The following is a 25,235-nucleotide window of genomic DNA, read 5'->3' as shown; positions in this document are numbered from 1 at the left end:
ACCCACATCACTTACGAAGCCCCCTAGTGGACCCATGACGCCGGATATCGGCGGAGGAAATGGGGCACAGGGGGCTTCGTGCGGCCTGTGCGCGACCCCCTGATCCACTACCCGGGTTCGTACGTCACACCTTTGCCACGGGATTTTGCTGCCGCTAAGAATTGCCCCCGTCGCCGCCGAGCAGGCGCAGCGCCGCCCCGGCCGAGCGACCCCCAGCGATTCGAAGAGGTAGTCCTGCATGTCTGCGAACACCCCTGGCCACTATCGTGGTCTGAAGAAGACCCACAAGGCCACGATCGCCGGCGTCGTCGCTCTGAGCGCCGCAGCCCTCACCTTCTCCCTCGTGCCCGGTAACAGCGGCACCGAGACCGAGCCGCAGGCTCTGGCCGGTACGCAGCAGGTCGCCTGGTCCTACGACGCGAGCAGCCCGCAGGCGAAGGCGCTTGCCGCGAGCCTCGACGAGCAGCAGGACGCGATCAGCCTGAAGGCCAAGCAGGAGGCGGCGGCGAAGGCCAAGGCAGCCGCCAAGGCAAAGGCCGACGCCAAGGCGAAGGCCGCCGCGAAGGCCAAGGCCGACGCGCAGGCCAAGGCCGCCGCCAAGGCGAAGGCCGAGGCCAAGGCGAAGGCCGCCGCGAAGAAGCGCGCCGCCGAGAAGGCCGCCGCGAGCCGTTCCGTCGCCCGTACCCCGGTCTTCGCGAACAACCTCGACGGCTGGATCCGCGAGGCGCTCTACATCATGGACAAGCACAACATCCCGGGCACCTACAACGGCCTGCACCGGAACATCATGCGCGAGTCCAGCGGCAACCCGTACGCCATCAACAACTGGGACATCAACGCCATCAACGGCGTCCCGTCCAAGGGCCTGCTCCAGGTGATCTACCCGACCTTCAAGGCGTACCACATCCCCGGCACCAAGTTCGACCAGTACGACCCGGTCGCCAACATCGTCGCCGCCGCCAACTACGCGGCCGACCGCTACGGCTCGATCGACAACGTCAACAGCGCGTACTGAGTCGCCTCGGACACGCCGAAGGGCGGCACCCCGTGCGGGGTGCCGCCCTTCGGGGCTGTCACTACTTGCGCATGACCTCGGGCTCGTGGCGGCGCAGCAGCCGCGCCACGAGGACGCAGCAGACGGTCGCCATGAACAGCTGGATGCCCAGGTCGAGGCTCCACTGGCCGACCGTGTGCTCCCACAGCGGGTCGGTGTTCGTGGGGTCCTTGTGGTCCCACGGCGGCATCAGGTGCGCCAGGTCCAGGGTGGTGCCGGCGCCGGCGATGCCCCAGCGGGAGGGCATGAGCCAGGCGAACTGCTCCAGGCCGGGCGAGCCGTACACCTGGAAGAGGATGCCGGTGAACACGACCTGGATGATCGCGAACATCACGAGCAGCGGCATGGTCTTCTCGGCGGTCTTCACCAGCGCGGAGATGACCAGGCCGACCATCATCGAGGTCAGGCCGAGCGCGATGACCTGGATGCACAGCTCGGCGGCCGGCGGCATGAACAGGCCCTCTTCGGGCAGCGCGCGCGTGGAGAAGCCGATGCCGCAGATGATCACGCCCTGGAAGGCCGTGATCAGGCCGAGGACGATGACCTTGGACATCAGGTACGCGGAGCGGGACAGGCCGACGGCGCGCTCCCGCTCGTAGATGACACGTTCCTTGATCAGCTCTCGGACGGAGTTGGCCGCGCCGGAGAAGCACATGCCGACCGCGAGGATCAGCATGATCGTGCCGGCGTCGCCGTTGAAGCGGGACGGCGGCGTGGGCTTGCCGAGGCCGAAGTCGGCCGGGATGACGACGGACACCGCGCCGAGGACGGCCGGCAGGATCACCATCAGGGCCATGAAGCCCTTGTCGGAGGCGATCACCGACACGTAGCGGCGGATCAGGGTCAACAGCTGCGAGCCCCAGCCCTGCGGCTTCGGCGGGCGGGCCATGGCCTGCTGCGGCATCTGGACGGGCTGCGCGGCGACGGCGTCGATGTCCGCGGCGTACATCTGGTAGTGCTGCGAGCCCTTCCAGCGGCCCGCCCAGTCGTAGTCGCGGTAGTTCTCGAAGGCGGAGAAGACGTCGGCCCAGGTGGAGTAGCCGAAGAAGTTCAGCGCCTCCTCCGGCGGGCCGAAGTACGCCACGGAGCCGCCGGGTGCCATGACGAGCAGCTTGTCGCAGAGGCCCAGCTCGGCCACCGAGTGGGTGACGACGAGGACCGTGCGGCCGTCGTCCGCGAGGCCGCGGAGCAGCTGCATGACGTCGCGGTCCATGCCCGGGTCGAGGCCGGAGGTCGGCTCGTCCAGGAAGATCAGCGACGGCTTGGTGAGGAGCTCCAGGGCGACGGAGACGCGCTTGCGCTGGCCACCGGAGAGGGAGGTGACCTTCTTCTCCTTGTGGATGTCGAGCTTGAGCTCGCGCAGCACCTCGTCGATGCGGGCCTCGCGCTCGGCCGTGGCGGTGTCGCCGGGGAAGCGGAGCTTGGCCGCGTAGCGCAGCGCCTTCTGGACGGTCAGCTCCTTGTGCAGGATGTCGTCCTGCGGGACCAGACCGATGCGCTGGCGCAGCTCGGCGAACTGCTTGTAGAGGCTGCGGTTGTCGTAGAGGACGTCGCCCTCGTTGGCCGGGCGGTAGCCGGTCAGCGCCTTGAGCAGGGTGGACTTGCCGGAGCCGGACGGGCCGATGACGCCGATCAGCGACTTCTCCGGGACGCCGAAGGTGACGTCCTTGAGGATCTGCTTGCCGCCGTCGACCGTGACCGTGAGGTGGCGGGCCGAGAAGGAGACCGAGCCGGTGTCGACGAACTCTTCCAGCTGGCCGCCGACGATGCGGAAGGTCGAGTGACCGACGCCGACGATGTCCTGCGGGCCGAGGAGGGCCGTGCCGCCCTTGGCGATCGGCTGGCCGTTGACGTACGTGCCGTTGTGCGAGCCGAGGTCGCGGATCTCGAAGCGGCCGTCGGGCGTCGCGTGGAACTCGGCGTGGTGCCGCGAGACCTGCAGGTCGGAGACGACCAGTTCGTTCTCGAGGGCACGGCCGATCCGCATGACGCGGCCGAGGTCCAGCTGGTAGAAGGTCGTCGGGCTGCGGTGGTCGCCGTAGGGCGACGGCGCCGGCGCGGAGCCGCCGGGGTGTCCCTGGGCGGGCCCCTGCTGGTGCGGGACCTGCTGCTGGGCGGGCGGCTGCTGGGGCTGCTGCCAGCCCTGCTGCGGCGGCGGCGCCTGGTGCGTGGCCCAGTCGGCCTGGGCCGCGGCGGCCCCGGCCGCGTGGTGCGCGGGGGCCTGCTGGGCGGGGGCCTGCTGCTGGGGCACCTGCTGCTGCGGTGCCTGCTGCTGCGCGGCGGCCGCGCCGGCGGCGGCGAGATTCAGCCGCGGGCCGTCGGTCGCGTTGCCGAGGTTGACGGCCGAGCCGGGGCCGATCTCCACCTGGTGGATCCTCTGGCCCTGGAGGAACGTGCCGTTGGTGGAGCCGTGGTCCTCGATGACCCAGCTCCGGCCGCCCCAGCTGATGGTGGCGTGGCGCCACGAGACCCTGGCGTCGTCGATGACCAGGTCACCCTGAGGGTCCCTGCCCAGGGTGTACGACCGGGACGGATCGAGCGTCCAGGTCCTGCCGTTCAATTCCAGTACGAGTTCTGGCACTCCATGCCCCACTACTTGTCCCCCGATGTACCCCCGTCTTCGGGAGTCCAGGGATGGCGAATCATCCTGGGGAACTATTTCAGGCCCGGTCCCGTCTCGGAAAGTCGGGCCGCGTGAAGACCTTCGGGGCAAGCCCCGGGCAAGCCCTGGACCACTCGGGTGTCCGCAGGGCGGGACGGACGCTCGGACCGCACACGGTGCCCGATACGGTGGAACCACCATGAGCGCATCGCAGACCTCAGACGTTCCCACCCTTCTCGTCAAGATCTTCGGGAAGGACCGTCCCGGGATCACCGCGGGACTCTTCGACACCCTCGCCGCCTACTCCGTCGACGTCGTGGACATCGAGCAGGTGGTCTCCCGGGGCCGCCTCGTCCTGTGCGCGCTCGTCACCGAGCCGACCGTCGCCTCGCAGGGCGAGCTCCGGGCCACCATCCACAGCTGGGCCGAGTCGCTGAAGCTCCAGGCCGAGATCATCTCCGGCACGGGCGACAACCGTCCCCGTGGCGAGGGACGCTCGCACGTCACCGTGCTCGGCCACCCGCTCACCGCGGAGCAGACGGCGGCCATAGCGGCCAGGATCGCGGAGACCGGCGGCAACATCGACCGCATCTTCCGCCTCGCGAAGTACCCGGTGACGGCGGTCGAGTTCGCCGTCTCGGGCTGCGGGACCGAGCCGCTGCGGACCGCCCTCGCCACCGAGGCGCACTCCGTCGGCGTCGACGTGGCCGTCGTCTCCGCCGGTCTGCACCGGCGGGCCCAGCGGCTGGTGGTCATGGACGTCGACTCGACCCTGATCCAGGACGAGGTGATCGAGCTCTTCGCCGCGCACGCGGGCTGCGAGGACAAGGTCGCCGAGGTGACGGCGGCGGCGATGCGCGGCGAGCTGGACTTCGAGCAGTCGCTGCACGCGCGCGTGGAGCTGCTCGCGGGCCTCGACGCCTCGGTGGTCGACAAGGTCCGCGCCGAGGTGCGGCTGACGCCCGGCGCCCGGACCCTGATCCGTACCCTCAAGCGGCTCGGGTACCAGGTGGGTGTCGTCTCCGGCGGTTTCACGCAGGTCACCGACGATCTGAAGGAGCGGCTCGGCCTCGACTTCGCCTCGGCCAACACCCTCGAGATCGTGGACGGGAAGCTCACGGGGCGGGTGACCGGCGAGATCGTCGACCGGGCGGGCAAGGCGCGGCTGCTGCGCCGGTTCGCCGCGGAGGCCGGGGTGCCGCTGGCGCAGACCGTGGCGATCGGCGACGGGGCCAACGACCTGGACATGCTGAACGCGGCCGGGCTCGGGGTGGCGTTCAACGCGAAGCCGGTGGTGCGTCAGGCGGCCCACACCGCGGTGAACGTGCCGTTCCTGGACACCGTGCTGTACCTGCTGGGCATCACGCGCGAAGAGGTCGAGGCGGCGGACTTCGGCGAGGAGGACCTGCCGCACTGAGCGGTGGGGGTACGGGGAAGGGCCCGGGCGTCGGTCGACGCCCGGGCCCTTCCGCGTACGGGATCAGGCGTACGGGATCAGGCGTACGGAACAGACGTACGTGATCGGGTGTGCGGGATCAGGGGTGCGGGGTCCAGAAGTCGACCAGCTTGCCGACGCCGTGCTCCACGGACTTCCAGGAGCCGTTGAAGGTGACGACGGCGAAGGCGGAGGCCGGGAAGCCGCTGCGGTTCATGCGGGCGACGGTGTCGCCCTCGGCCTCGCCGGCGAGGGCGTCGGCGAGGGCGTGCATGCCGGGGTTGTGGCCGATGAGCAGGAGGTTGTTCACGGCGTCCGGGGTCTCGTTGACCAGGGCGATGAGCTCGCCGAGGGAGGCCTCGTACATCCGCTCCTCGTACACCGTCCTGGGGCGCACGGGCAGCTCGTGGACGGCCAGCTTCCAGGTCTCGCGGGTGCGGAGGGCGGTCGAACAGAGGGCCAGGTCGAAGGCGATGCCGCTGTCGGCGAGCTTGCGGCCGGCCACCGGGGCGTCCTTGCGGCCTCGGTCGGCGAGCGGTCGCTCGTGGTCGGAAGAGTCGTTCCAGTCTGCCTTCGCGTGCCGGAGGAGCACGATGCTGCGGGATGTATCGACGCTCATGGTCCACAGCTTCGCACGAAACAGGCCACTCCGACTCAGAGAGAGAGCGTTTGCCAGACGTGCTCCAGGACCTGGCCGACCCCTTGATCACCCGTGGTCGCCCGGGCCTCACCCGACCCGGCCATGAGGACCAGGAGGGCGAGGAAGGCGGCCGCGGGGAGGGCGAGGGCCCACCAGGGCAGCCGGGTGTCGACGCCGGTGGTCGTGGTCCGGATGCCGGGGTGCGTGGGGGCCGACATGGCCGCCTCCGTGGGTGAGTTCCGCGCTTTCGCCGTTGTCACCAACGTACGGATCGCGCGTCCGCCGGCCCATCCGGTGATCCACCCACTTCACCCTGAGACCCGCCCCCTAGGGGATACGGGGGTCAGCCCCACCTCACGGGGAGGCGAAGGTGGCGATGACGGCGATGACGACCGTGATGCCGAGCATCGCGCCGAGCACGACGAGCAGCTTCTTCTGGCCGTTCTGGGGGTTGGGTTCGAGGACTGGCATGGGAACAGTCTTACATCTCAGCATTCGTCCTCGACCGTCCGGTCCCTGCCCGCCAGGGTTCCGACGATCATCTGCGGGACCATCAGCCCGCCCATGAGGGCGATGGGCAGTCCCCAGCCACCGCTGTGCTGGTAGAGCACACCGACGAGGAGGGGGCCGGGGATCGAGATCAGGTAGCCGACGCTCTGCGCGAAGGCGGAGAGCCGGACGACGCCGGCGCCGGTGCGCGAGCGCATGCCGATCATCGTGAGGGCGAGCGGGAAGGCGCAGTTGGAGATGCCGAGGAGCACCGCCCAGACCCAGGCTCCGGCGGCGGGGGCCAGGAAGAGTCCGGTGTAGCCGGTGAGTCCGCACAGGCCGAGGGCGACGACGATCGGGCCCTGGTTCTTCATCCGGGTCGCGAGGCGGGGGATGACGAAGGCGAGCGGGACGCCCATGACCATGGTGACGGCGAGGAGCACGCCCGCGGTGGTGGCGGGGACGCCGGAGTCGCGGAAGATCTGCGGCATCCAGCCCATGGTGATGTAGGCGCCGGTGGCCTGGAGGCCGAAGAAGACGCCGAGCGCCCAGGCGGTGCGGCTGCGGGTGATGCGGGGCGCGGCCGCCGGCGGTGCCGCCACGGGGGCCGCGTGGGGTGCCGCGTCCGCGTCCCGGTCGCGCAGGAGCGGGAGCCAGGGCAGCACGGCGAGCGCGGCGAGGACCGCCCAGACGCCCAGGCCGAGGCGCCAGCCGCCGCCCAGGGCGTCGGTCATGGGGACGGTCGCGGCCGCGGCGATGGAGGTGCCCAGGGCGAGCGCCATGGAGTAGAGGCCGGTCATGCTGCCGACGCGGTCGGGGAAGTACCGCTTGACGATGACGGGCATCAGGACGTTGCTGACGGCGATGCCCATGAGGGCGAGGGCGCTGGCGGCGAGGAAGGCGGCGGTGCCGGTCGCGAAGGGCCTCAGGACGAGGCCGGTGAAGATCGCGGCCATGCCCGCGCAGACGACGGCGGCGGGGCCGAAGCGGCGGGCGAGGCGGGGGGCGGTGATGCCGAAGACCGCGAAGCAGAGCGGGGGCACGGAGGTGAGGACTCCGGCGACGCTGCCGCTCATGTGGAGGTCTTCGCTGACCTCTTCGAGGAGGGCGCCGAGGCTGGTGATGGCGGGGCGCAGGTTGAGGGCGGCCAGGACGAGTCCGACGGCGACGAGGCCGAGGGCCCAGCGGCGCGCCGGGGCGGCACGGTCCGGTGCGGGAGAGTCGCCGGCGGTGGCGGGCGCTCCGGACGGCGCGGTCGCGGCGGGGTCGAGGGTCTTCTGCTCGTCAGGCATGGGGCCATCATAGAATCATGGGATGATTGGTTGTCCAATCCCGAACGATCCAATCTTGAACGTTCTAGGCTCGAACCAATGGAAAGGCGTTCCATGGCCCTCGGTCACCCCCGGCGCACCGGTCTCTCCGACCAGGTGATCGCCGAGCTGCGGAACCAGATCACCTCCGGCGAATGGCCGGTGGGTTCGCGCATCCCGACCGAACCCGAACTGGTCGAGCAGCTGGGCGTCGCCCGGAACACGGTGCGCGAGGCGGTCCGCGCGCTCGCGCACAACGGCCTGCTCGACATCCGCCAGGGCTCGGGGACGTACGTCGTCGCCACCAGCGAGCTGGCGGGCGTCATGCACCGGCGCTTCGCCGGCTCCGACCCCCGGCACGTGGCCGAGCTGCGCTCCACGCTGGAGTCCGCCGCCGCCCGGTTCGCGGCCGAGCGGCGCACGGAGCGGGACCTGAAGCAGCTGGACGCCCTGCTCGGGCGCCGCGAGGAGGCGTGGGAGTCCGGGGACGCGGAGCGCTTCGTGACGGTCGACGCGGCCTTCCACCACGCCGTCGTCGCCGCCTCGGGCAACGAGGTCCTGACGGAGCTCTACGCGGACCTGGGCGACCTGCTGCGGGACTGGCTGCGCGACGACGTGGGGCAGGTGCTGCGGCCGGAGAACCACATGGACCACGCGCGCCTGGTGGACGCGATCCGCGAGGGCGATGCCGAGCGGGCCGGCACGGAGGCGGCCGGCTACCCCTTCATGTGCCTCAGGAACCCCGTACCGGAAGCGAGTCGGGAGCAGGAGCCGGAGCCTGGTCCGCGGGCTGGTGCGTGATCCAGGCGGACCGGACCTCCTTCCAGCAGCGGCCGGTGACCCGGGCGTAGTCGGCGGGTTCGACCTCCACGGGGGCGCTGTCGCTGTCGACGTCCCACCAGCGCTCGCACTCGACGTGGAGGCGGATCCGGTCGGTGCGGGGGTACGGGTTGCTGCAGTGCGCGGTGACGCGGGAGCCCTCGACGACGGTGCGGCAGGAGGCCCCGAAGTCCTCCGGCTCCTCCGCCGCCGGGGCGGTGGCCGGGAGCTCCTCGGCCGGGGCGGGAGCGGCCCGCAGCTCGGTGGCCACGGCTGTCCCGGTGATCAGAACGGCGACGGAGGCGAACGCCCCGAAGCCCTGACGTATCGCGCGCATGCCCGTACCTCCTCCCCGTCAGCAGCAGAACATCACGCTCTGCCTCAGTCTGGGGTCATTCGGGCTACTTTTCGACCCGTGCAGGAGTTGCGGAACGGCGAGGGCCGTGTGTCCGCCACGGGGGCGGCCACACGGCCCTTACCTGCTGTCCTGGACGGTTACGCGCCGATGGCGTGCAGACCGCCGTCGACGTGGATGATCTCGCCCGTGGTCTTCGGGAACCAGTCGGAGAGCAGCGCGACGATGCCGCGGCCGGCCGGCTCCGGGTCCGAGAGCTCCCACTCCAGCGGGGAACGGCTGTCCCAGACGGACGCCAGCTCGCCGAAGCCCGGGATGGACTTGGCGGCCATGGAGCCGAGCGGGCCCGCCGAGATCAGGTTGCAGCGGATGTTCTGCTTGCCGAGGTCGCGCGCCATGTAGCGGCTGGTGGCCTCGAGGGCGGCCTTGGCCGGACCCATCCAGTCGTACTGCGGCCAGGCGAACTTCGCGTCGAAGGTGAGGCCGACGACCGAGCCGCCCTCGGACATCAGCGGCAGCAGCGCCATCGTCAGCGACTTCAGGGAGAAGGCGGAGACGTGCATGGCGGTGGCCACGGACTCGAACGGCGTGTTCAGGAAGTTGCCGCCGAGCGCGTCCTGCGGCGCGAAGCCGATGGAGTGCACGATGCCGTCGAGACGGTCGCCCAGGTGCTCACGGACCTGGCCCTCCAGACGGGCGAGGTGCTCGTCGTTCGAGACGTCGAGCTCCAGGACCTTGACGTTCTCGGGCTTGGGGAGCTTCTTGGCGATGCGCTCGGTCAGCGACGGCCGGGGCCAGGCGGTGAGGATGATCTCCGCACCCTGCTCCTGGGCCAGCTTCGCGGCGTGGAAGGCGATGGAGGACTCCATCAGCACACCGGTGATGAGGATGCGCTTGCCCTCGAGAATTCCGCTCATGGTGATCAGTGACCCATGCCCAATCCGCCGTCAACCGGGATGACGGCTCCAGTGATGTACGAGGCGTCGTCGGAGGCGAGGAACCTCACCGCCGCGGCGATCTCCTCCGGCTGGGCGTAGCGGCCCAGCGGCACCTGCGACACGATGCCCGCGCGCTGCTCGTCGGTGAGCACCGCGGTCATGTCGGTGTCGACGAAGCCGGGGGCGACGACGTTGAAGGTGATGTTGCGCGAGCCCAGCTCACGCGCGAGGGAGCGGGCGAAGCCGACCAGGCCGGCCTTGGAGGCGGCGTAGTTGGCCTGGCCCGCGGAGCCCAGCAGACCGACGACCGAGGAGATCAGGACGACGCGGCCCTTCTTGGCGCGCAGCATCCCGCGGTTGGCGCGCTTGACCACCCGGAAGGTGCCGGTGAGGTTGGTGTCGAGGACGGACGTGAAGTCCTCCTCGGTCATGCGCATGAGGAGCTGGTCCTTCGTCACGCCGGCGTTGGCCACGAGGACCTCCACCGGACCGTGCTTCTCCTCGATCTCCTTGTAGGCCGTCTCCACCTGCTCCGCGTCGGTGATGTCGCACTTGACGGGAAGGCAGCCGAGCTCGACCAGGGCGGCCGGGGGCTCGCCGGAGCGGTACGTGATCGCGACCTTGTCGCCGGCCTCGGCGAACGCGCGGGCGATGGCGAGGCCGATGCCCCGGTTTCCTCCGGTGACGAGAACCGAGCGGCTCAACGGATCACCCTTTCGATAGCGGTCTGGTAGCCGAAAACCTATCGGTATCACTCCCGACATGAGCAATCGACCTCCCACAGTGGCGTACGGGTGTCGCTGTCGGATCCCTACAGCTCGGGGGCCGTACGGGTCGGGTCGCCGCACCGCGGAGGGACCGGTTCCACCGGGGGCGGTCCTCAATGCGCCGACTCGGCCGCCCGTCCCGTGATTGACTTCCGGGGCAGTTTCAGACCGCTGTCTTCCGATCGCCGAGAGCGAGGCCGCTCGTGGTCCATCAGATCGACCCTTCGTTCGTCGCGCTGCCGTTGCGGGCGCTCGCCGACGCGGCGCTCGCCCGAGCGCGCGCGCTCGGTGCCGAGCACGCGGACTTCCGCCTGGAGCGGGTGCGCAGCGCCTCGTGGCGGCTGCGCGACGCCAAACCGTCCGGGTCCTCCGACACCACGGACCTCGGCTACGCGGTGCGGGTGGTGCACGGTGGGGCCTGGGGCTTCGCGTCCGGCGTCGACCTGACGATGGACGGGGCCGCGCGGGTCGCCTCGCAGGCGGTCGCCATGGCGAAGCTGTCGGCGAAGGTGATCGCGGCGGCCGGCTCCGACGAACGCGTGGAGCTGGCGGACGAGCCGGTGCACTCCGAGCGCACCTGGGTCTCCTCGTACGAGATCGACCCCTTCTCCGTCCCCGCCGAGGAGAAGAGCGCCCTGCTCGCCGACTGGAGCGCGCGGCTGCTCGGGGCGGAGGGCGTGGCGCACGTGGACGCCTCGCTGCTCACCGTCCACGAGAACAAGTTCTACGCGGACACGGCCGGCACCGTGACCACCCAGCAGCGCGTCCGGCTGCACCCGCAGCTCACGGCGGTCGCCGTGGACGAGACGACCGGCGAGTTCGACTCGATGCGGACGATCGCGCCGCCGGTCGGACGGGGCTGGGAGTACCTGACGGGGACCGGCTGGGACTGGGACAAGGAGCTCGACGAGATCCCGGCGCTGCTCGCCGAGAAGATGCGGGCGCCGAGCGTGGAGGCGGGCCGGTACGACCTGGTCGTGGACCCGTCGAACCTGTGGCTGACGATCCACGAGTCCATCGGGCACGCCACCGAGCTGGACCGGGCGCTGGGCTACGAGGCGGCGTACGCGGGCACCTCGTTCGCCACCTTCGACCAGCTGGGCAAGCTGGCGTACGGCTCCTCGATCATGAACGTGACGGGTGACCGCACCGCCGAGCACGGTCTCGCCACCGTCGGCTTCGACGACGAGGGCGTCGAGGCGCAGAGCTGGGACCTGGTGAAGGACGGCACGCTCGTCGGCTACCAGCTGGACCGGCGGATCGCGAAGCTCACGGGCCTGGGCCGGTCGAACGGCTGCGCCTTCGCCGACTCCCCCGCGCACGTGCCGGTGCAGCGGATGGCGAACGTCTCGCTCCAGCCGGACCCGGGCGGTCTGTCGACGGAGGACCTGATCGGGGGCGTGGAGCGCGGCATCTACGTGGTCGGCGACCGGTCCTGGTCGATCGACATGCAGCGCTACAACTTCCAGTTCACCGGCCAGCGCTTCTTCCGCATCGAGAACGGCCAACTCACCGGGCAGCTGCGGGACGTGGCGTACCAGGCGACGACCACCGACTTCTGGGGCTCGATGGAGCAGGTCGGCGGCCCGCAGACGTACGTCCTCGGTGGCGCCTTCAACTGCGGCAAGGCCCAGCCGGGCCAGGTCGCCGCCGTCTCGCACGGCTGCCCGTCCGCCCTCTTCCGGGGCGTCAACATCCTGAACACGACGCAGGAGGCCGGTCGATGAACGCCCGCCACAACCTTTGCTGGGGGTCCGGGGGTCGTCCCCCGGGTAGGCACAGTCTGAACACGACGCAGGAGGCCGGTCGATGAGCCGCGTCAGCAAGCCGTACGAGATCGTCGAGCGGGCCCTGGAGCTGTCCCGCGCCGACGGGTGTGTCGTCATCGCCGACGAGGAGTCCTCGGCCAATCTGCGCTGGGCCGGGAACGCGCTCACCACGAACGGGGTGACCCGGGGCCGTACCCTCACGGTGATCGCGACCGTCGACGGCGCCCAGGGCACCGCCTCCGGTGTCGTCTCGCGGTCCGCCGTGACCGTCGACGACCTGGAGCCCCTGGTCCGGGCCGCCGAGGCCGCCGCCCGCGCCGCCGGGCCCGCCGAGGACGCCCAGCCGCTCGTGGAGGGCGTGCCCGCCTCGCCCGACTTCACCGACGCCCCGGCGGAGACCTCCTCCTCCGTCTTCGCCGACTTCGCCCCGGCGCTCGGCGAGGCCTTCGCACGCGCGCGTACCGGCGGCCGTGAGCTGTACGGCTTCGCCAACCACGAGCTGACCTCCACCTACCTGGGCACCTCCACGGGGCTGCGGCTGCGCCACGACCAGCCCAACGGGACCCTGGAGCTCAACGCCAAGTCCCCGGACCGCGCGCGTTCCGCCTGGGCCGGGCGCTCGACCCGGGACTTCAAGGACGTCGACCCGGCCGCGCTCGACGCCGAGCTCGCGACCCGTCTCGGCTGGGCGGAGCGGCGGATCGAGCTGCCCGCCGGCCGGTACGAGACGCTGCTGCCGCCGACCGCCGTGGCCGACCTGATGATCTACCAGCTGTGGTCCTCGACGGCCCGGGACGCGGTGGAGGGCCGGACGGTCTTCTCCAAGCCCGGCGGCGGCACCCGGCTCGGCGAGACGCTCTCCCCGCTGCCGCTCACGCTGCGCAGCGACCCGAACGAGCCGGGCCTGGAGTCCTCGCCGTTCGTGATCGCGCACTCCTCGGGCGACGACTCCTCCGTCTTCGACAACGGTCTGCCGGTCGGGCCGGTCGACTGGGTGAAGGCGGGCAGCCTGGCGCACCTGATCACCACCCGGCACACGGCGGGGCTTACTCATTTGCCCGTGGCGCCGGGAGCGGGGAACCTGATCCTGGACGGCGGCGGCGAGCGCTCCCTGGAGGAGATGGTCGCCTCGACGGAGCGCGGCCTGCTGCTGACCTGCCTCTGGTACATCCGCGAGGTCGACCCGGCGACGCTGCTGCTGACCGGGCTGACCCGGGACGGCGTCTATCTCGTCGAGAACGGCGAGGTGGTCGGCGAGGTGAACAACTTCCGGTTCAACGAGTCGCCGGTGGACCTGCTGTCGCGGGCCTCGGAGGCCGGTCGTACGGAGAAGACGCTGCCGCGCGAGTGGAGCGACTGGTTCACGCGCGCCGCGATGCCGGCCCTGCGGGTGCCGGACTTCAACATGAGCTCGGTCAGCAAGGGGGTCTGACCCCCATAGACTGATCGCGACAACTGGTTCCCCTGAGCATCACGAGGAGACGGACGACGTGACGGACATCGTCGACGAGCTGAAGTGGCGCGGGCTCTTCGCCCAGTCCACCGATGAGGACGCACTGCGCAAGGCTCTCGCGGACGGCCCCGTCACGTTCTATTGCGGTTTCGACCCGACCGCGGCCAGTCTCCACGTCGGCCACCTGGTCCAGGTCCTCACCGTCCGCCGGCTCCAGCAGGCCGGGCACCGGCCGCTGGCGCTGGTCGGCGGGGCCACCGGGCAGATCGGTGACCCGCGGCCGACGGCCGAGCGCACCCTGAACGACCCCGAGACGGTCGCGAACTGGGTGAACCGGCTGCGCTCGCAGATCGAGCCCTTCCTCTCCTTCGAGGGGGAGAACGCGGCGGTCATGGTGAACAACCTGGACTGGACCGCCGGGATGTCGGCGATCGAGTTCCTGCGGGACATCGGCAAGCACTTCCGGGTCAACAAGATGCTGACCAAGGACTCCGTCGCCCGGCGCCTGGAGTCCGAGCAGGGCATCAGCTACACCGAGTTCAGCTACCAGCTGCTCCAGGGCATGGACTTCCTGGAGCTGTACCGCCGCTACGGCTGCACGCTCCAGCAGGGCGGCTCGGACCAGTGGGGCAACCTGGTGGCCGGCCTCGACCTGATCCACCGCCTGGAGCCGGGTGCCGAGGCGCACGCGCTCGCGACCCCGCTGATGGTCAAGGCGGACGGCACCAAGTTCGGCAAGACCGAGGGCGGGGCCGTCTGGCTCGACCCGGAGATGACCACGCCGTACGCGTTCTACCAGTTCTGGCTGAACGTGGACGACCGGGACATCTCGACGTACATGCGGATCCTGTCCTTCAAGTCCCGCGAGGAGCTGGAGGAGCTGGAGGCGCAGACCGCCGAGCGACCGCAGGCGCGTGCCGCCCAGCGGGCGCTCGCCGAGGAGCTCACCACCCTGGTGCACGGCGCCGAGCAGTGCGCGGCCGTCATCAACGCCTCCAAGGCGCTGTTCGGGCAGGGCGACCTGGCCGAGCTGGACGAGCCGACGCTCGCCGCCGCGCTCTCCGAGCTGCCGCACGCGCGCGTGTCCGAGCTCGGCCAGGTCGTGGACCTGTTCGCCGAGGTCGGTCTCGTGGCGAGCAAGTCGGCGGCGCGCCGCACGGTGAAGGAGGGCGGGGCCTACGTGAACAACGTGAAGGTGACCGCCGAGGACGCCGTGGTGTCGGCGGAGGAGCTGCTGCACGGCCGCTGGCTGGTGCTGCGGCGCGGCAAGAAGAACCTGGCGGCGATCGAGTTCGCCGGCTAGCGGTACCCATGGGAAGAGGCCCGGTACGTGCGCTGTGCGCCGTACCGGGCCTCTTCCCGTCTCTCAGGCGCGCTGCTTGCTGCCCTTGATCGAGGCCCACAGCATGTCGCCCACGCCGACGACGGCGACGGCGCCGATCAGCTGCAGCAGATGCCGGGTCCAGTCGATGCCCCGGGTGTCGTTGACTCCGATCCAGGTCGCGACCGCGTTGCCGAGCACGCTGCCGAGAATGCCGAACACGGTCGTCAGCCACAGCGGGATCTGCTGCTTGCCCGGCAGGATCGCCTTCGCGATCAGACCGAGGACGAATCCCACGATGATCGCCCACAACCAACTCATCGTCGCCTCCTAGTGCGGATCTGGGCTCAGTCTCGGCCCATCCGCCATACGACGCATGTCGGACAGCACCGTACGTGCCCCGGTCTCGTCGGCCCGGCGGGGCGGGCGTACGGTGGAAAGAGGTCCGGACCGGGGAGGGTCCGGCATGACCTGTGGGTGGTGAACGGCGATGCCGAAGCATGGCGGGACCGAGGTCTTCCGGATCACGGGAGCCCGGCAGGGGCTCGCCGACGACGTGCGGGGCAGGCAGCGGCGCTATGTCATCTCGATGACGGTGCGGACGCTCTCCGTGATCGCCGCGACGGTGCTGTGGAACGTGGAGCGGCACGTGGCCTTCGTGGCGCTGGGCCTGGGCCTGCTGCTCCCCTATATCGCCGTGGTGATCGCCAACGCGGGACGCGAGAGGGCTCCGTCCCTTCCCTCCACCTTCGTCCCCCCTCCGGAGCGCCCCGCACTCGAGCCTCCGAACCTCAAGAAAACCTCAGATCAATCATGACGATCCGGTGCACCGCACCCCATGTGCCGTGACATACTGCCTACGCGCTCCGCATCCCCCGTCGGAGCGACGGACCGATGCCGGGCAGCTCCCCCCGTGGCTGCCCGGCATCGCTGTTGCTGGACAATGATCGGGTGATCAATGGTCCAGTGAGCGAAGAGAAGCCGATCTGTTCCGCCAAGGGGTGCCGCGCCGACGCCGTCTGGGTCCTCGCGTGGAACAACCCCAAGCTGCACACGCCGGAGCGGCGCAAGACCTGGCTCGCGTGCGAGGAGCACCGCGAGCACCTCTCCCAGTTCCTGGGGGTACGGGGCTTCCTGAAGGACGTCGTCCCGCTGGCCGACTGGGAGTCCGAGGACGCCTAGGTCAGCCGCCGATGGCCGACATCGGGCGCTCGGGCTGGAGGAAGCTCGGGTCGTCGAGGCCCGAGCCGGCCTTCTTGCCCCACATGGCCTTCTTCCAGAGCTCCGCGACCGTCTCGTCCGGGGCGTCCGAGCGGAGCGCCGCCCGCAGGTCCGTCTCCTCGGTGGCGAAGAGACAGGTGCGCACCTGTCCGTCGGCGGTGAGCCGGGTGCGGTCGCAGGCCCGGCAGAACGGGCGGGTCACGGAGGCGATGACGCCGACCGTGTGCGGTCCGCCGTCGACGACCCAGCGCTCGGCGGGGGCCGAGCCGCGCTCCTCGGAGCCTTCGGGCGTCAGGGTGAAGCGGGTGCGCAGGGACTCCAGGATGTCCCCGGCGGTGATCATGCCGTCGCGCTTCCAGCCGTGCTGGGCGTCCAGCGGCATCTGCTCGATGAAGCGGAGCTCGTAGTGGTTCTCGACCGCCCAGGCGAGGAGGTCGGGGGCCTCGTCGGCGTTGAGCCCGGGCATCAGGACGGCGTTGACCTTGACCGGGGTGAGGCCGGCCTCGCGGGCGGCGGCCATGCCGTCGAGGACGTCCTGGTGGCGGTCGCGCCGGGTGAGGGTCTTGAAGACCTCGGGGCGCAGGGTGTCGAGGGAGACGTTGACCCGGTCGAGGCCGGCGGCCTTGAGGGCGGCGGCGGTGCGCTTGAGTCCGATGCCGTTGGTGGTGAGGGACATCCGGGGGCGGGGCTCCAGGGCGGCGCAGCGCTCGACGATCCCGACGAGGCCGGGGCGGAGCAGCGGCTCACCGCCGGTGAAGCGGACCTCGGTGACGCCGAGGTCGGTGACCGCGATGCGGATCAGCCGGACGATCTCGTCGTCGGTGAGGAGGTCCGGCTTGGCGAGCCACTGCAGGCCCTCCTCGGGCATGCAGTACGTGCAGCGCAGATTGCACCGGTCCGTGAGCGAGACGCGCAGGTCAGTGGCCACACGGCCGTAGGTGTCGATGAGCACTGTGGGCCCCCTCCCTGTGTTCCGGATGCGTGTGTTCCGAGCCTACGTGAGCGCACGGACAACGAGCAGGGCAGATTGTCACGAGGACCGACGCGGCCGCGTCGTAGAACTCTACGACGCGGCCGCCGGGCGGTGGCGGAACGTATACGGTTCAGTGCGCTCCGACTCCGGTGAGGGACTTGACCTCCAGCTCCGCGTACTTGCCCTTGTCCGGCTCCTCCTTGGAGAGGATCGAGCCGAGCCAGCCGAGCAGGAAGCCGAGCGGGATGGAGACGAGGCCGGGGTTCTCCAGCGGGAACCAGTAGAAGTCCGCCGTCTTGAACATCGACGTGGGCTTGCCGGAGACGACCGGCGAGAAGAGCACGAGGACGACGGCGGAGATCAGACCGCCGTAGATCGACCAGAGCGCGCCCTGGGTGGTGAACCGCTTCCAGAAGAGCGAGTAGAGGATCGTCGGCAGGTTGGCCGAGGCGGCGACCGCGAAGGCGAGGGCGACGAGACCGGCGACGTTGAGGTCGCGGGCGAGGGCGCCGAGCGCGATGGAGACGATGCCGATGAAGACGGTCGCCCAGCGGGCGGCCTTCACCTCCTCCTTCTCGGTGGCCTGTCCGCGCCGGATGACGTTGGCGTAGATGTCGTGCGCGAAGGACGAGGACGAGGCCAGGGTCAGACCGGCGACGACGGCGAGGATGGTCGCGAAGGCGACGGCGGAGATGACGGCGAGGAGGATCGCTCCGCCGGTGGAGCCGGCTCCGCCGCCGATCTCCAGGGCCGCGAGCGGGGCGGCCGTGTTGCCGGCCTTGTTGGAGGCGACGATGTCGCTGTTCTTGAGGAGGGCGGCGGCGCCGAAGCCGAGGACGATCGTCATCAGGTAGAAGGCGCCGATGATGCCGATGGCCCAGTTGACGGACTTGCGGGCGGCCTTGGCGGTCGGCACCGTGTAGAAGCGGATCAGGATGTGGGGCAGGCCGGCCGTGCCGAGGACGAGCGCGATGCCGAGCGAGAGGAAGTCCAGCTTGGAGGTGGCGGTGGCGCCGTACTTGAGGCCGGGCTCCAGGAAGGCGTCGCCCTTGCCGCTGTTGGTGGCGGCCGCGCCGAGCAGCTCCGAGATGTTGAAGTGGAACTTGAGGAGGATGAGGAAGGTGATCAGGAGCGTGCCCGCGATGAGCAGGACCGCCTTGACCATCTGCACCCAGGTGGTGCCCTTCATGCCGCCGATTGTCACGTACACGATCATCAGCAGGCCGACCAGGGCGACGATCGCGATCTTGCCGCCGTCGCTGGTGATGCCGAGCAGGAGCGAGACGAGGACGCCCGCGCCCGCCATCTGGGCGAGCAGGTAGAAGATCGAGACGACGATGGTCGAGGTGCCGGCGGCGGTGCGGACGGGCCGCTGGCGCATCCGGTAGGCGAGGACGTCGCCCATGGTGAACCGGCCGGAGTTGCGCAGCGGCTCGGCGACCAGGAGCAGGGCGACGAGCCAGGCGACGAGGAAGCCGATCGAGTACAGGAAGCCGTCGTAGCCGAAGAGGGCGATGGCTCCGGCGATGCCGAGGAAGGACGCGGCGGACATGTAGTCGCCGGAGATCGCGAGGCCGTTCTGGAAGCCGGTGAACTGGCGTCCGCCGGCGTAGAAGTCGGCGGCGCTGCGGGTCTGGCGGCCGGCCCAGACGGTGATGACGAGGGTGGCGACGACGAAGGCGCCGAACAGGGCGATGATCAGGGGCCGGTGCTCGGTGGTGGCGTTGCCGGCGGCGAGCAGGACGGGGGTGCTCATGCGTCGCCCTCCATACGGGTTCTGATGGCCTCGGCCCGGGGGTCGAGCCGGTTCGCCGCGTGCCGCGAGTAGAGCCAGGCGATGAGGAACGTGGTGAGGAACTGGCCGAGGCCGAGGACGAGCGCCACGTTGATGTTGCCGAAGAGCTTGGTGCCCATGAAGCCGCCCGCGTAGTTGGAGAGCAGCACGTACAGCAGGTACCAGGCGATGAAGGCCAGGGTGAGGGGGAAGGCGAAGGATCGGTACGTACGGCGCAGTTCGCCGAACTCCGCGCCCTCCTGCACCTCGACGAACTGCTCCGTCGTGGGCGACGCGGGACCGTGGTCGGTCTCCGTGCCGTTTCTGGGCGGCGGCGGTGCTTCGGTAGCCACGGAATCTCCTCGTGACGCGGGGGCGGACGGCTGGGTCAAGGGGGCCTCACCAGGGGTGCGGGAACCGGGGCTCCGAGCGGAGCTCCTCCCCTGACCAACGGCACGGAGGCGGAACCGACGCGGTTCAACCGGAGGAATTTCTTGAACAGATCTTCATGAAGTCTTCTCAACTCATTGAAGGTTCGGGAAGATCAGCGATAACTTCACTCGTCATGCACCTGCCCGAGCGCAAACCCGCGCGCGGGCAGTACATACGGATGATGTGGAGAACCCATGGCTCATCTGGGATCGAGGCGCGGCCGAGCTCTCGCTCTGCCGGTTGGTCTCGCGCTCACGGCCTCGCTCGGCTTCCTTGCCCCCGGCGCCGCCTCCGCCGCGGAACTGAGCGACGCTCCGGCCACCGTTGCCACCAACGGCCCGAAGCTTTCCTACGTCGTCAACGTCGAGGGTGGCCGCTGGACCGCCGCCTCGGTGAAGAAGGCGATCGCCGCCGCGGGCGGCGAGGTGGTCATCTCGTACGACCAGATAGGCGTGATAGTCGTCCACTCGCAGAACCCCGAGTTCGCGAAGACGATCCGTCAGGCGCGTGGTGTGGTGTCGGCCGGTTCGACCCGTACCGCCCCGCTCTCCGTCCAGTCCGACGACTCCGTCGACGAGGGCGCGCAGACGCTGTCCGCCGCCGAGGCGAAGGCGGCCGCCGCCGCCGCCACGGACGGTCAGGACCCGCTGGAGCCCCTGCAGTGGGACCTCCCGGCGATCAAGGCCGACAAGGCCCACGAGAAGACGCTCGGCAGCAAGAACGTCACCGTCGGCATCATCGACACCGGTGTCGACGACACCCACCCGGACCTGGCGCCGAACTTCGACGCCGCCGCGTCCGCCAACTGCGTGTCCGGCAAGCCGGACACCACGGCCGGCTCGTGGCGTCCGATGCAGGGCGAGAGCGACCACGGCACGCACGTCGCCGGCACCATCGGTGCCGCCAAGAACGGCATCGGCGTCACCGGTGTCGCCCCGGGCGTGAAGCTCGCCGGCATCAAGGTGTCCACCCCGGACGGCTTCTTCTACACCGAGGCCGTGGTCTGTGGCTTCGTGTGGGCGGCCGAGCACGGCGTCGACATCACGAACAACAGCTACTACACCGACCCGTGGATGTTCGCCTGCAAGAACGACGAGGACCAGAAGGCCCTCATCGAGGCGGTCACCCGGGCCACCCGCTACGCGGAGAAGAAGGGCACGGTCAACGTCGCCGCGGCCGGCAACTCCAAGTTCGACCTGGCGGCCGACTCGATCCTGGACAACAGCAGCCCGAACGACACCACGCCGGGCGACCGGGTCATCGACCCGTCGGAGTGCTTCGACTACCCGGCCATGCTGCCGGGCGTCGTGACGGTCTCCGCGACCGGCGCCAAGGGCCTGAAGGCGTCCTACTCCAACTACGGTGCCGGTGTCATCGACATCGCCGCCCCGGGTGGCGACCGCACCGAGTACCAGACCCCGGACGCCCCGGCGGTCAACGGCCGCATCCTGTCGACCACGGTCGACGGCGGCTACAACTACAAGGCCGGCACGTCGATGGCCTCGCCGCACGCGGCGGGCGTCCTGGCGCTCATCAAGTCGACGCACCCCTACGCGAGCCCGGCGGCGCTGAAGGCGCTGCTGTACGCGCAGGCCGACGACCACGCGTGCACCAACCCGTACGACATCAACGCCGACGGTGTCGTCGACGCGGTGTGCGAGGAAGGCGCCGACAAGAAGAACGGCTTCTACGGGGCCGGCATCATCAACGCGCTGAACGCCGTGAAGTAAGCGGTACGGTCCGGTTCGCGAGAGGGCCCTGGTGTGGTGTGCCACACCGGGGCCCTTTTGTGTGGCACTCAGTGCCACACTGCTGGTCATGGACAACACAGTGCGTACCGGTACGGAGTTGCTGTGGTCGGCCCTCGGCGGCGATCCCGCCCTCGTCGACCGGGTGGAGTACGGCGGGACGTCCGGGCTGCTGCCCGCGCGGCTCCCGGTGATGGACCTGGCGCGCGGCGCGGTCGCGGCCTGCTCGCTCGCCGCGGTGGAGCACGCGGGGCTTCCGGGGCCGGTGCGGGTGGACGACGGGGCGGTCGCCACCGCCTTCGTGAGCGAGCGTCATCTGCGGGTCGACGGGCGGGCGCCGGTGAACTTCGCGCCCCTCTCCCGGTTCTGGCGGTCGGCCGACGGGTGGGTCCGTACGCACGCCAACTACCCGCACCACAGGGCGGCGCTGCTCGCGGCGCTGGGTGTGGCGGACTCCGGCTCCGGCTCCGTCGAGGCCGTCGCGGCGGCGATCGGGGAGCGGAAGGCCGTCGAGGTCGAGACGGCGGTGTACGCGGCCGGGGGCCTGGCCGTCGCCCTGCGGACGCCCGAGGAGTGGGCGGCGACCGAGCAGGGCCGGGAGGTGGCGGCGCGGCCGCTGCTGACCCGGGAGCGGCTGGACGACGCGGCGCCCCGGGACCGGGGCGGGCGGCCGCTGCGGGTCCTCGACCTGACCCGGGTGATCGCCGGGCCGGTCGCGACCCGGTCGCTGGCGCTGCTCGGCGCGGACGTGCTGCGGATCGACCCGCCGGGCAACCCCGAGCTGCCGGACCAGCACGCCGACACGGGCGTCGGCAAGCGGACCGCCGCGCTCGACCTGGACCGGCCGTCGGACCGGCGGACCTTCGACGAACTCCTCGACGCGGCCGATGTGCTGGTCGCCGGCTACCGTCCGGGCGCGCTCGACCGCTTCGACCTGGAGCGGCCGGGTCTGGTGACCGCCCGGCTCTCCGCCTGGGGCGACTACGGGCCGTGGGGCGGGCGGCGCGGCTTCGACTCGCTGGTGCAGGTGGCGACGGGGATCGCGACGGTGGAGGGCTCGGCGGCGGAGCCCGGCGCGCTGCCGGCGCAGGCGCTGGACCACGGCACGGGGTATCTGCTGGCGGCGGCGGTGCTGCGGTCGCTGACGGAACAGCGCGAGCAGGGCGGGAGCCGGCTCGTACGGCTCGCTCTGGCCCAGACGGGTCACTGGCTGAGCGGGACTCTGCCGCGGTACGAGCCGGAGCGGTACCTCGCGGAGTCGGAGGGGCCGCTCGGACGCCTCCGGCACGCGCTGTCGCCCGTGTCGTACGAGGGCGGGCCCGCGGGCTGGTCGCGGGCGCCGGGCGTCGCCGGGGCGGACGCGCCGGAGTGGGCGGGGGCCTGACCGGAGGGCGGCGGGCCGGGCCGGCCCGCCGCCCGGCTCACGGCTTGACCAGGACCTTGAGGGCCGTGCGGTCGTCCATCGCCTTGTAGCCGCCGGGGACTCCGTCCAGGCCGACCGTCAGGTCGAAGACCGGGGACGGGTCGATGGTGCCGTCCAGGACGTCCGGGAGGAGTTCCGGGATGTACGCGCGGACCGGGGCGACGCCGCCGCGGAGGGCGATGTTGCGGTCGAACATGACCGAGAGGTCGAGGCCGGTGCCGCTGCCGTGCGGGACGCCGACGTAGCCGATGGAGCCGCCGTCACGGGCGATCGCGACGGCCGTGCGCATCGACTGCTCGGTGCCGACGGCCTCGATGACGCCGTGGGCGCCCTGGCCGCCGGTGAGCTCGCGGACGGCGGCCTCGGCGGCCTCGCCGCGCTCGGCGACCACGTCGGTGGCGCCGAAGGCGCGGGCGATGTCGGTACGGGCGGTGTGCCGGCCGAGCGCGATGATCCGCTCGGCGCCGAGCCGCTTGGCGGCGAGGACGCCGCAGAGGCCGACGGCGCCGTCACCGACGACGGCGACGGTGGAGCCCCGCTTCACCCCCGCGCCGAGGGCCGCGTGGTGGCCGGTGCCGAGGACGTCGGAGAGGGCGAGCAGCGCGGTGAGGAGACGGTCGTCGCCGGCCGCCTCGGCGGGCAGCTTGACGAGGGTGCCGTCGGCGAAGGGGACGCGGACGGCCTCGCCCTGGCCGCCGTCGGAGCCGACCGAGCCCCAGAAGCCGCCGCGCGGGCAGGAGGTCTGGAGGCCTTCGGCGCAGTACTCGCAGGTGCCGTCGGACCAGACGAAGGGGGCGACGACGAGGTCGCCGGCGGCGAAGCCGCTGACCTCGGAGCCGGCCGCCTCGACGATGCCGAGGAACTCGTGGCCGATGCGCTGGCCGGGCTGCCGGGCGGACTCGCCGCGGTAGGCCCAGAGGTCGCTGCCGCAGATGCAGGCGCGCAGGACCCGCAGGACGACGTCCGTGGGCTCCTGGATCACCGGGTCGGGCACGTCCTCCACGCGCATGTCGAACGGGGCGTGGATGGTGGTGGCGCGCATGGGGGGCGGTCCTTGCTGTCAGACGGTTGTACGACGTTCACCGTACATCGCTCGGAGCGCTCCCGCCGTCAGCAGGTACTGCGCCGCGATGTAGGTCAGCATGACCCAGAAGTCGGGGGCCGGCAGCTGGGGCCACTCGGCGACACCGGTGGCGATCAGGGTGTCGGACAGCAGGAAGAGCGCGCCGCCGAGCCCTGCGAGGAGCCCGAGGGCGCTGGAGCGGTAGGCCATCGCGGTGAGCAGCAGCGAGTACCCGGCGACCGGGATCCGCAGTTCGGCGGGAAGGTCGGGCCAGAGGAGCGCGACGGTGCCGGCGAGCACGGCCGCGTACAGGGCGCCGAGCGCCGGGGACGTACGCCTGCGCCCGAACAGGACCAGGTAGCAGACGTGTCCGGCGGCGAAGGAGCCCATGCCGACGAGGAAGGCCCAGTCGGCGTCGGAGAGCAGGAACACGTCGCCGCCCCAGCCGAGGAGGAGCGCGGCGGTGAGCGGCTTCGGGGCGCCCCTGGTGACGGCGTACGCGGCGAGCAGCGGCATCAGGAGCGGTTTGGCGATCTGGTGGCCGAGCTCGGCGCCGGCGAGCAGGGAGACCAGGTCGACGGTGGACGCGAGCCCGAAGGCGGCGAGCAGGACGCGGGAGGACGTCTTCACGCGGCGGCCTCGGGGGCGGCGGCGGGCACGGCCTCCGGGGCGGCGGGCGCGGCCTTCGGGGCCGGGGATGCCGGCTGCCAGCCCGGACCGCGGAAGACCCGTCCGGCCCGCTCGCGCCAGCCGTGCGCGGCGCGCAGGTCGCGCGCGATGGCGGCGTACTCGTGGGTGGCGACGCGCAGCGGGTTGTACGTCTCGATGTTCTTGGTGAGCCCGTAGACGGGCCGCTCGGTCTCGCCGACCCAGGAACCGAACAGCCGGTCCCAGACGATCAGGATGCCGCCGAAGTTCCGGTCCAGGTAGCCCCCCTGGGAGGCGTGGTGGACACGGTGGTGCGAGGGCGTGTTGAGGACGTACTCGAAGGGGCGGGGCAGCTTGTCGATGCGCTCGGTGTGGATCCAGAACTGGTAGACGAGGTTGACCGAGTAGCAGAAGGCGAGGGCCGCCGGGTGCACGCCGAGGGCGATCATCGGCAGGTAGAACGGCCAACCCGTCACACCGGTCCACGGCTGGCGCAGGGCGGTGCTGAGGTTGAACTTCCGGCTGCTGTGGTGGACGACGTGGCAGGCCCAGAGGATGCGGATGACGTGGTGTCCGCGGTGCTGCCAGTAGTAGAGGAAGTCCTGCGCGAGCAGCATGAGCGGGATGGTCCACCAGAGGACGGGGACGCGGAGCGGGGTCAGCTCGTAGACGGCGGTGTAGATCGCCACGACGGGGATCTTCCACAGCGCGTCGAAGCCGAGGCTTCCCAGGCCCATGCCGATGCTGGTGGCGGCGTCCCTGGCCTCGTACCCGGCGGCGTCCTCGTCGGGGTGGATCCGGTGGCTGACCATCTCCAGGACGGTGAGCAGGACGAACGCCGGTATGGACCAGAGCACGACATCGGGCAGGTGTGGCATGCCGTTGACGGTAGAGGCGGCGGACGGACGCGACTAGACGTGATTACTTACAAGTAAGTGAGACTGCTTGTCAGCAAGCTTTGGCACCTTCCGACAAGCCCGCACGTCGTACGATCGCAGGGG

25 protein-coding genes are annotated in these 25,235 nt (G+C 70.9%); 10 read left to right on the top strand and 15 right to left on the bottom strand.

The window, feature by feature from the left end; all coding sequences use genetic code 11:
• Positions 1 to 238: 238 nt before the first annotated feature.
• On the top strand, positions 239 to 1,015 hold the full coding sequence (locus tag ACF07V_RS11880; RefSeq protein WP_392153387.1) for a transglycosylase SLT domain-containing protein: 777 nt from the start codon (positions 239 to 241) through the stop codon (positions 1,013 to 1,015).
• 61 nt (positions 1,016 to 1,076) lie between these two features.
• Here the strand turns inward: ACF07V_RS11880 and ACF07V_RS11875 are convergent, their stop codons facing one another.
• Positions 1,077 to 3,647: an FHA domain-containing protein gene (locus ACF07V_RS11875; protein ID WP_392153385.1), complete on the bottom strand. Its 2,571-nt coding sequence runs from the start codon at positions 3,645 to 3,647 to the stop codon at positions 1,077 to 1,079.
• Between the two features lie 208 nt (positions 3,648 to 3,855).
• On the opposite strand from ACF07V_RS11875, the gene serB reads away from it, so the two are divergent.
• Positions 3,856 to 5,073, top strand: a complete 1,218-nt coding sequence (serB, locus tag ACF07V_RS11870; RefSeq protein ID WP_392153384.1) for a phosphoserine phosphatase SerB — start codon at positions 3,856 to 3,858, stop codon at positions 5,071 to 5,073.
• A gap of 118 nt (positions 5,074 to 5,191) precedes the next feature.
• On the opposite strand, the gene ACF07V_RS11865 is transcribed toward serB, so the two are convergent.
• The 4 genes from ACF07V_RS11865 to ACF07V_RS11850 all read right to left on the bottom strand — a co-directional run bounded on the left by ACF07V_RS11865 (position 5,192) and on the right by ACF07V_RS11850 (position 7,512).
• On the bottom strand, positions 5,192 to 5,710 hold the full coding sequence (locus ACF07V_RS11865) for a SixA phosphatase family protein (RefSeq protein WP_392153382.1): 519 nt from the start codon (positions 5,708 to 5,710) through the stop codon (positions 5,192 to 5,194).
• Between the two features lie 35 nt (positions 5,711 to 5,745).
• Positions 5,746 to 5,949: a hypothetical protein gene (locus tag ACF07V_RS11860; protein WP_392153381.1), complete on the bottom strand. Its 204-nt coding sequence runs from the start codon at positions 5,947 to 5,949 to the stop codon at positions 5,746 to 5,748.
• A gap of 136 nt (positions 5,950 to 6,085) precedes the next feature.
• A complete protein-coding gene (locus ACF07V_RS11855; protein ID WP_351186620.1) occupies positions 6,086 to 6,202 on the bottom strand; it encodes an SGM_5486 family transporter-associated protein in 117 nt (38 codons plus the stop codon).
• Between the two features lie 17 nt (positions 6,203 to 6,219).
• Positions 6,220 to 7,512 carry a CynX/NimT family MFS transporter gene (locus tag ACF07V_RS11850; RefSeq protein ID WP_392153379.1) on the bottom strand — a complete coding sequence of 431 codons (1,293 nt, stop codon included), beginning with the start codon at positions 7,510 to 7,512 and terminating at the stop codon, positions 6,220 to 6,222.
• A 93-nt stretch (positions 7,513 to 7,605) separates the two neighbouring features.
• Here ACF07V_RS11850 and ACF07V_RS11845 point away from each other — a divergent pair, with 93 nt between their 5' ends.
• On the top strand, positions 7,606 to 8,331 hold the full coding sequence (locus ACF07V_RS11845) for a FadR/GntR family transcriptional regulator (RefSeq protein WP_392153444.1): 726 nt from the start codon (positions 7,606 to 7,608) through the stop codon (positions 8,329 to 8,331).
• Here ACF07V_RS11845 and ACF07V_RS11840 read toward each other — a convergent pair.
• From ACF07V_RS11840 to fabG, 3 genes are all read right to left on the bottom strand, one after another.
• Complete coding sequence (locus tag ACF07V_RS11840; protein ID WP_392153378.1) at positions 8,264 to 8,686, bottom strand: hypothetical protein; 423 nt, start codon at positions 8,684 to 8,686, stop codon at positions 8,264 to 8,266. The two genes, ACF07V_RS11845 and ACF07V_RS11840, sit on opposite strands and share 68 nt — an antisense overlap.
• Positions 8,687 to 8,844: 158 nt before the next feature.
• Positions 8,845 to 9,621: an enoyl-ACP reductase FabI gene (fabI, locus tag ACF07V_RS11835; RefSeq protein ID WP_392153377.1), complete on the bottom strand. Its 777-nt coding sequence runs from the start codon at positions 9,619 to 9,621 to the stop codon at positions 8,845 to 8,847.
• Between the two features lie 5 nt (positions 9,622 to 9,626).
• A complete protein-coding gene (fabG, locus tag ACF07V_RS11830; RefSeq protein WP_086827680.1) occupies positions 9,627 to 10,346 on the bottom strand; it encodes a 3-oxoacyl-[acyl-carrier-protein] reductase in 720 nt (239 codons plus the stop codon).
• 266 nt (positions 10,347 to 10,612) lie between these two features.
• Here fabG and ACF07V_RS11825 point away from each other — a divergent pair, with 266 nt between their 5' ends.
• From ACF07V_RS11825 to tyrS, 3 genes are all read left to right on the top strand, one after another.
• Positions 10,613 to 12,136, top strand: a complete 1,524-nt coding sequence (locus ACF07V_RS11825; protein ID WP_392153376.1) for a TldD/PmbA family protein — start codon at positions 10,613 to 10,615, stop codon at positions 12,134 to 12,136.
• An 82-nt stretch (positions 12,137 to 12,218) separates the two neighbouring features.
• Positions 12,219 to 13,610 (top strand): metallopeptidase TldD-related protein, encoded by a 1,392-nt coding sequence (locus ACF07V_RS11820; RefSeq protein ID WP_392153375.1) that lies wholly within the window; start codon positions 12,219 to 12,221, stop codon positions 13,608 to 13,610.
• A 58-nt stretch (positions 13,611 to 13,668) separates the two neighbouring features.
• A complete protein-coding gene (tyrS, locus tag ACF07V_RS11815; RefSeq protein ID WP_392153373.1) occupies positions 13,669 to 14,934 on the top strand; it encodes a tyrosine--tRNA ligase in 1,266 nt (421 codons plus the stop codon).
• Between the two features lie 63 nt (positions 14,935 to 14,997).
• On the opposite strand, the gene ACF07V_RS11810 is transcribed toward tyrS, so the two are convergent.
• The gene (locus ACF07V_RS11810) at positions 14,998 to 15,273 is read right to left on the bottom strand and encodes a GlsB/YeaQ/YmgE family stress response membrane protein (RefSeq protein WP_392153372.1); all 276 of its coding nucleotides are present in this window, start codon (positions 15,271 to 15,273) and stop codon (positions 14,998 to 15,000) included.
• 169 nt (positions 15,274 to 15,442) lie between these two features.
• On the opposite strand from ACF07V_RS11810, the gene ACF07V_RS11805 reads away from it, so the two are divergent.
• Positions 15,443 to 15,769 (top strand): DUF3099 domain-containing protein, encoded by a 327-nt coding sequence (locus ACF07V_RS11805; protein ID WP_392153371.1) that lies wholly within the window; start codon positions 15,443 to 15,445, stop codon positions 15,767 to 15,769.
• A gap of 149 nt (positions 15,770 to 15,918) precedes the next feature.
• Positions 15,919 to 16,134: a hypothetical protein gene (locus ACF07V_RS11800; protein ID WP_392153369.1), complete on the top strand. Its 216-nt coding sequence runs from the start codon at positions 15,919 to 15,921 to the stop codon at positions 16,132 to 16,134.
• Position 16,135: 1 nt separating this feature from the next.
• Here ACF07V_RS11800 and moaA read toward each other — a convergent pair whose 3' ends face one another.
• From moaA to ACF07V_RS11785, 3 genes are all read right to left on the bottom strand, one after another.
• A complete protein-coding gene (moaA, locus tag ACF07V_RS11795) occupies positions 16,136 to 17,125 on the bottom strand; it encodes a GTP 3',8-cyclase MoaA (protein WP_392153368.1) in 990 nt (329 codons plus the stop codon).
• A 151-nt stretch (positions 17,126 to 17,276) separates the two neighbouring features.
• On the bottom strand, positions 17,277 to 18,902 hold the full coding sequence (locus ACF07V_RS11790; RefSeq protein ID WP_392153366.1) for a cation acetate symporter: 1,626 nt from the start codon (positions 18,900 to 18,902) through the stop codon (positions 17,277 to 17,279).
• A complete protein-coding gene (locus tag ACF07V_RS11785; RefSeq protein WP_392153365.1) occupies positions 18,899 to 19,273 on the bottom strand; it encodes a DUF485 domain-containing protein in 375 nt (124 codons plus the stop codon). The genes ACF07V_RS11790 and ACF07V_RS11785 overlap by 4 nt, the downstream gene beginning before the upstream one ends.
• A 273-nt stretch (positions 19,274 to 19,546) precedes the next feature.
• Here ACF07V_RS11785 and ACF07V_RS11780 point away from each other — a divergent pair, with 273 nt between their 5' ends.
• A complete protein-coding gene (locus ACF07V_RS11780; RefSeq protein WP_392153363.1) occupies positions 19,547 to 21,082 on the top strand; it encodes a S8 family serine peptidase in 1,536 nt (511 codons plus the stop codon).
• 88 nt (positions 21,083 to 21,170) lie between these two features.
• The gene (locus ACF07V_RS11775) at positions 21,171 to 22,484 is read left to right on the top strand and encodes a CoA transferase (RefSeq protein ID WP_392153362.1); all 1,314 of its coding nucleotides are present in this window, start codon (positions 21,171 to 21,173) and stop codon (positions 22,482 to 22,484) included.
• 37 nt (positions 22,485 to 22,521) lie between these two features.
• On the opposite strand, the gene ACF07V_RS11770 is transcribed toward ACF07V_RS11775, so the two are convergent.
• Genes ACF07V_RS11770 through ACF07V_RS11760 form a run of 3 tightly spaced genes read right to left on the bottom strand, consistent with a single transcriptional unit; the run spans position 22,522 to position 25,112 of the window.
• The gene (locus tag ACF07V_RS11770) at positions 22,522 to 23,565 is read right to left on the bottom strand and encodes a zinc-dependent alcohol dehydrogenase family protein (RefSeq protein WP_392153361.1); all 1,044 of its coding nucleotides are present in this window, start codon (positions 23,563 to 23,565) and stop codon (positions 22,522 to 22,524) included.
• Between the two features lie 18 nt (positions 23,566 to 23,583).
• Entirely contained in the window at positions 23,584 to 24,216 is a 633-nt protein-coding gene (locus tag ACF07V_RS11765; protein ID WP_392153359.1) for a lysoplasmalogenase, read from the bottom strand.
• A complete protein-coding gene (locus ACF07V_RS11760; protein ID WP_392153358.1) occupies positions 24,213 to 25,112 on the bottom strand; it encodes a sterol desaturase family protein in 900 nt (299 codons plus the stop codon). The genes ACF07V_RS11765 and ACF07V_RS11760 overlap by 4 nt, the downstream gene beginning before the upstream one ends.
• Positions 25,113 to 25,235: the final 123 nt, after the last annotated feature.

Origin of the sequence: Streptomyces sp. NPDC015661, from assembly GCF_043077765.1 — a bacterium.
Taxonomy (GTDB): domain Bacteria; phylum Actinomycetota; class Actinomycetes; order Streptomycetales; family Streptomycetaceae; genus Streptomyces.
The sequence above is the reverse complement of the archived record's forward strand: the minus strand, read 5'-3'. Positions and strand labels throughout refer to the sequence as shown.

Coding starts and splice junctions, on each gene's coding strand:
- ACF07V_RS11880 (WP_392153387.1), top strand. CDS start 239: ATGTCTGCGAACACCCCTGGCCACTATCGTGGTCTGAAGAAGACCCAC.
- serB (WP_392153384.1), top strand. CDS start 3,856: ATGAGCGCATCGCAGACCTCAGACGTTCCCACCCTTCTCGTCAAGATC.
- ACF07V_RS11865 (WP_392153382.1), bottom strand. CDS start 5,710: ATGAGCGTCGATACATCCCGCAGCATCGTGCTCCTCCGGCACGCGAAG.
- ACF07V_RS11860 (WP_392153381.1), bottom strand. CDS start 5,949: ATGTCGGCCCCCACGCACCCCGGCATCCGGACCACGACCACCGGCGTC.
- ACF07V_RS11855 (WP_351186620.1), bottom strand. CDS start 6,202: ATGCCAGTCCTCGAACCCAACCCCCAGAACGGCCAGAAGAAGCTGCTC.
- ACF07V_RS11850 (WP_392153379.1), bottom strand. CDS start 7,512: ATGCCTGACGAGCAGAAGACCCTCGACCCCGCCGCGACCGCGCCGTCC.
- ACF07V_RS11845 (WP_392153444.1), top strand. CDS start 7,606: ATGGCCCTCGGTCACCCCCGGCGCACCGGTCTCTCCGACCAGGTGATC.
- ACF07V_RS11840 (WP_392153378.1), bottom strand. CDS start 8,686: ATGCGCGCGATACGTCAGGGCTTCGGGGCGTTCGCCTCCGTCGCCGTT.
- fabI (WP_392153377.1), bottom strand. CDS start 9,621: ATGAGCGGAATTCTCGAGGGCAAGCGCATCCTCATCACCGGTGTGCTG.
- ACF07V_RS11820 (WP_392153375.1), top strand. CDS start 12,219: ATGAGCCGCGTCAGCAAGCCGTACGAGATCGTCGAGCGGGCCCTGGAG.
- ACF07V_RS11810 (WP_392153372.1), bottom strand. CDS start 15,273: ATGAGTTGGTTGTGGGCGATCATCGTGGGATTCGTCCTCGGTCTGATC.
- ACF07V_RS11805 (WP_392153371.1), top strand. CDS start 15,443: ATGCCGAAGCATGGCGGGACCGAGGTCTTCCGGATCACGGGAGCCCGG.
- ACF07V_RS11790 (WP_392153366.1), bottom strand. CDS start 18,902: ATGAGCACCCCCGTCCTGCTCGCCGCCGGCAACGCCACCACCGAGCAC.
- ACF07V_RS11780 (WP_392153363.1), top strand. CDS start 19,547: ATGGCTCATCTGGGATCGAGGCGCGGCCGAGCTCTCGCTCTGCCGGTT.
- ACF07V_RS11775 (WP_392153362.1), top strand. CDS start 21,171: ATGGACAACACAGTGCGTACCGGTACGGAGTTGCTGTGGTCGGCCCTC.
- ACF07V_RS11770 (WP_392153361.1), bottom strand. CDS start 23,565: ATGCGCGCCACCACCATCCACGCCCCGTTCGACATGCGCGTGGAGGAC.
- ACF07V_RS11760 (WP_392153358.1), bottom strand. CDS start 25,112: ATGCCACACCTGCCCGATGTCGTGCTCTGGTCCATACCGGCGTTCGTC.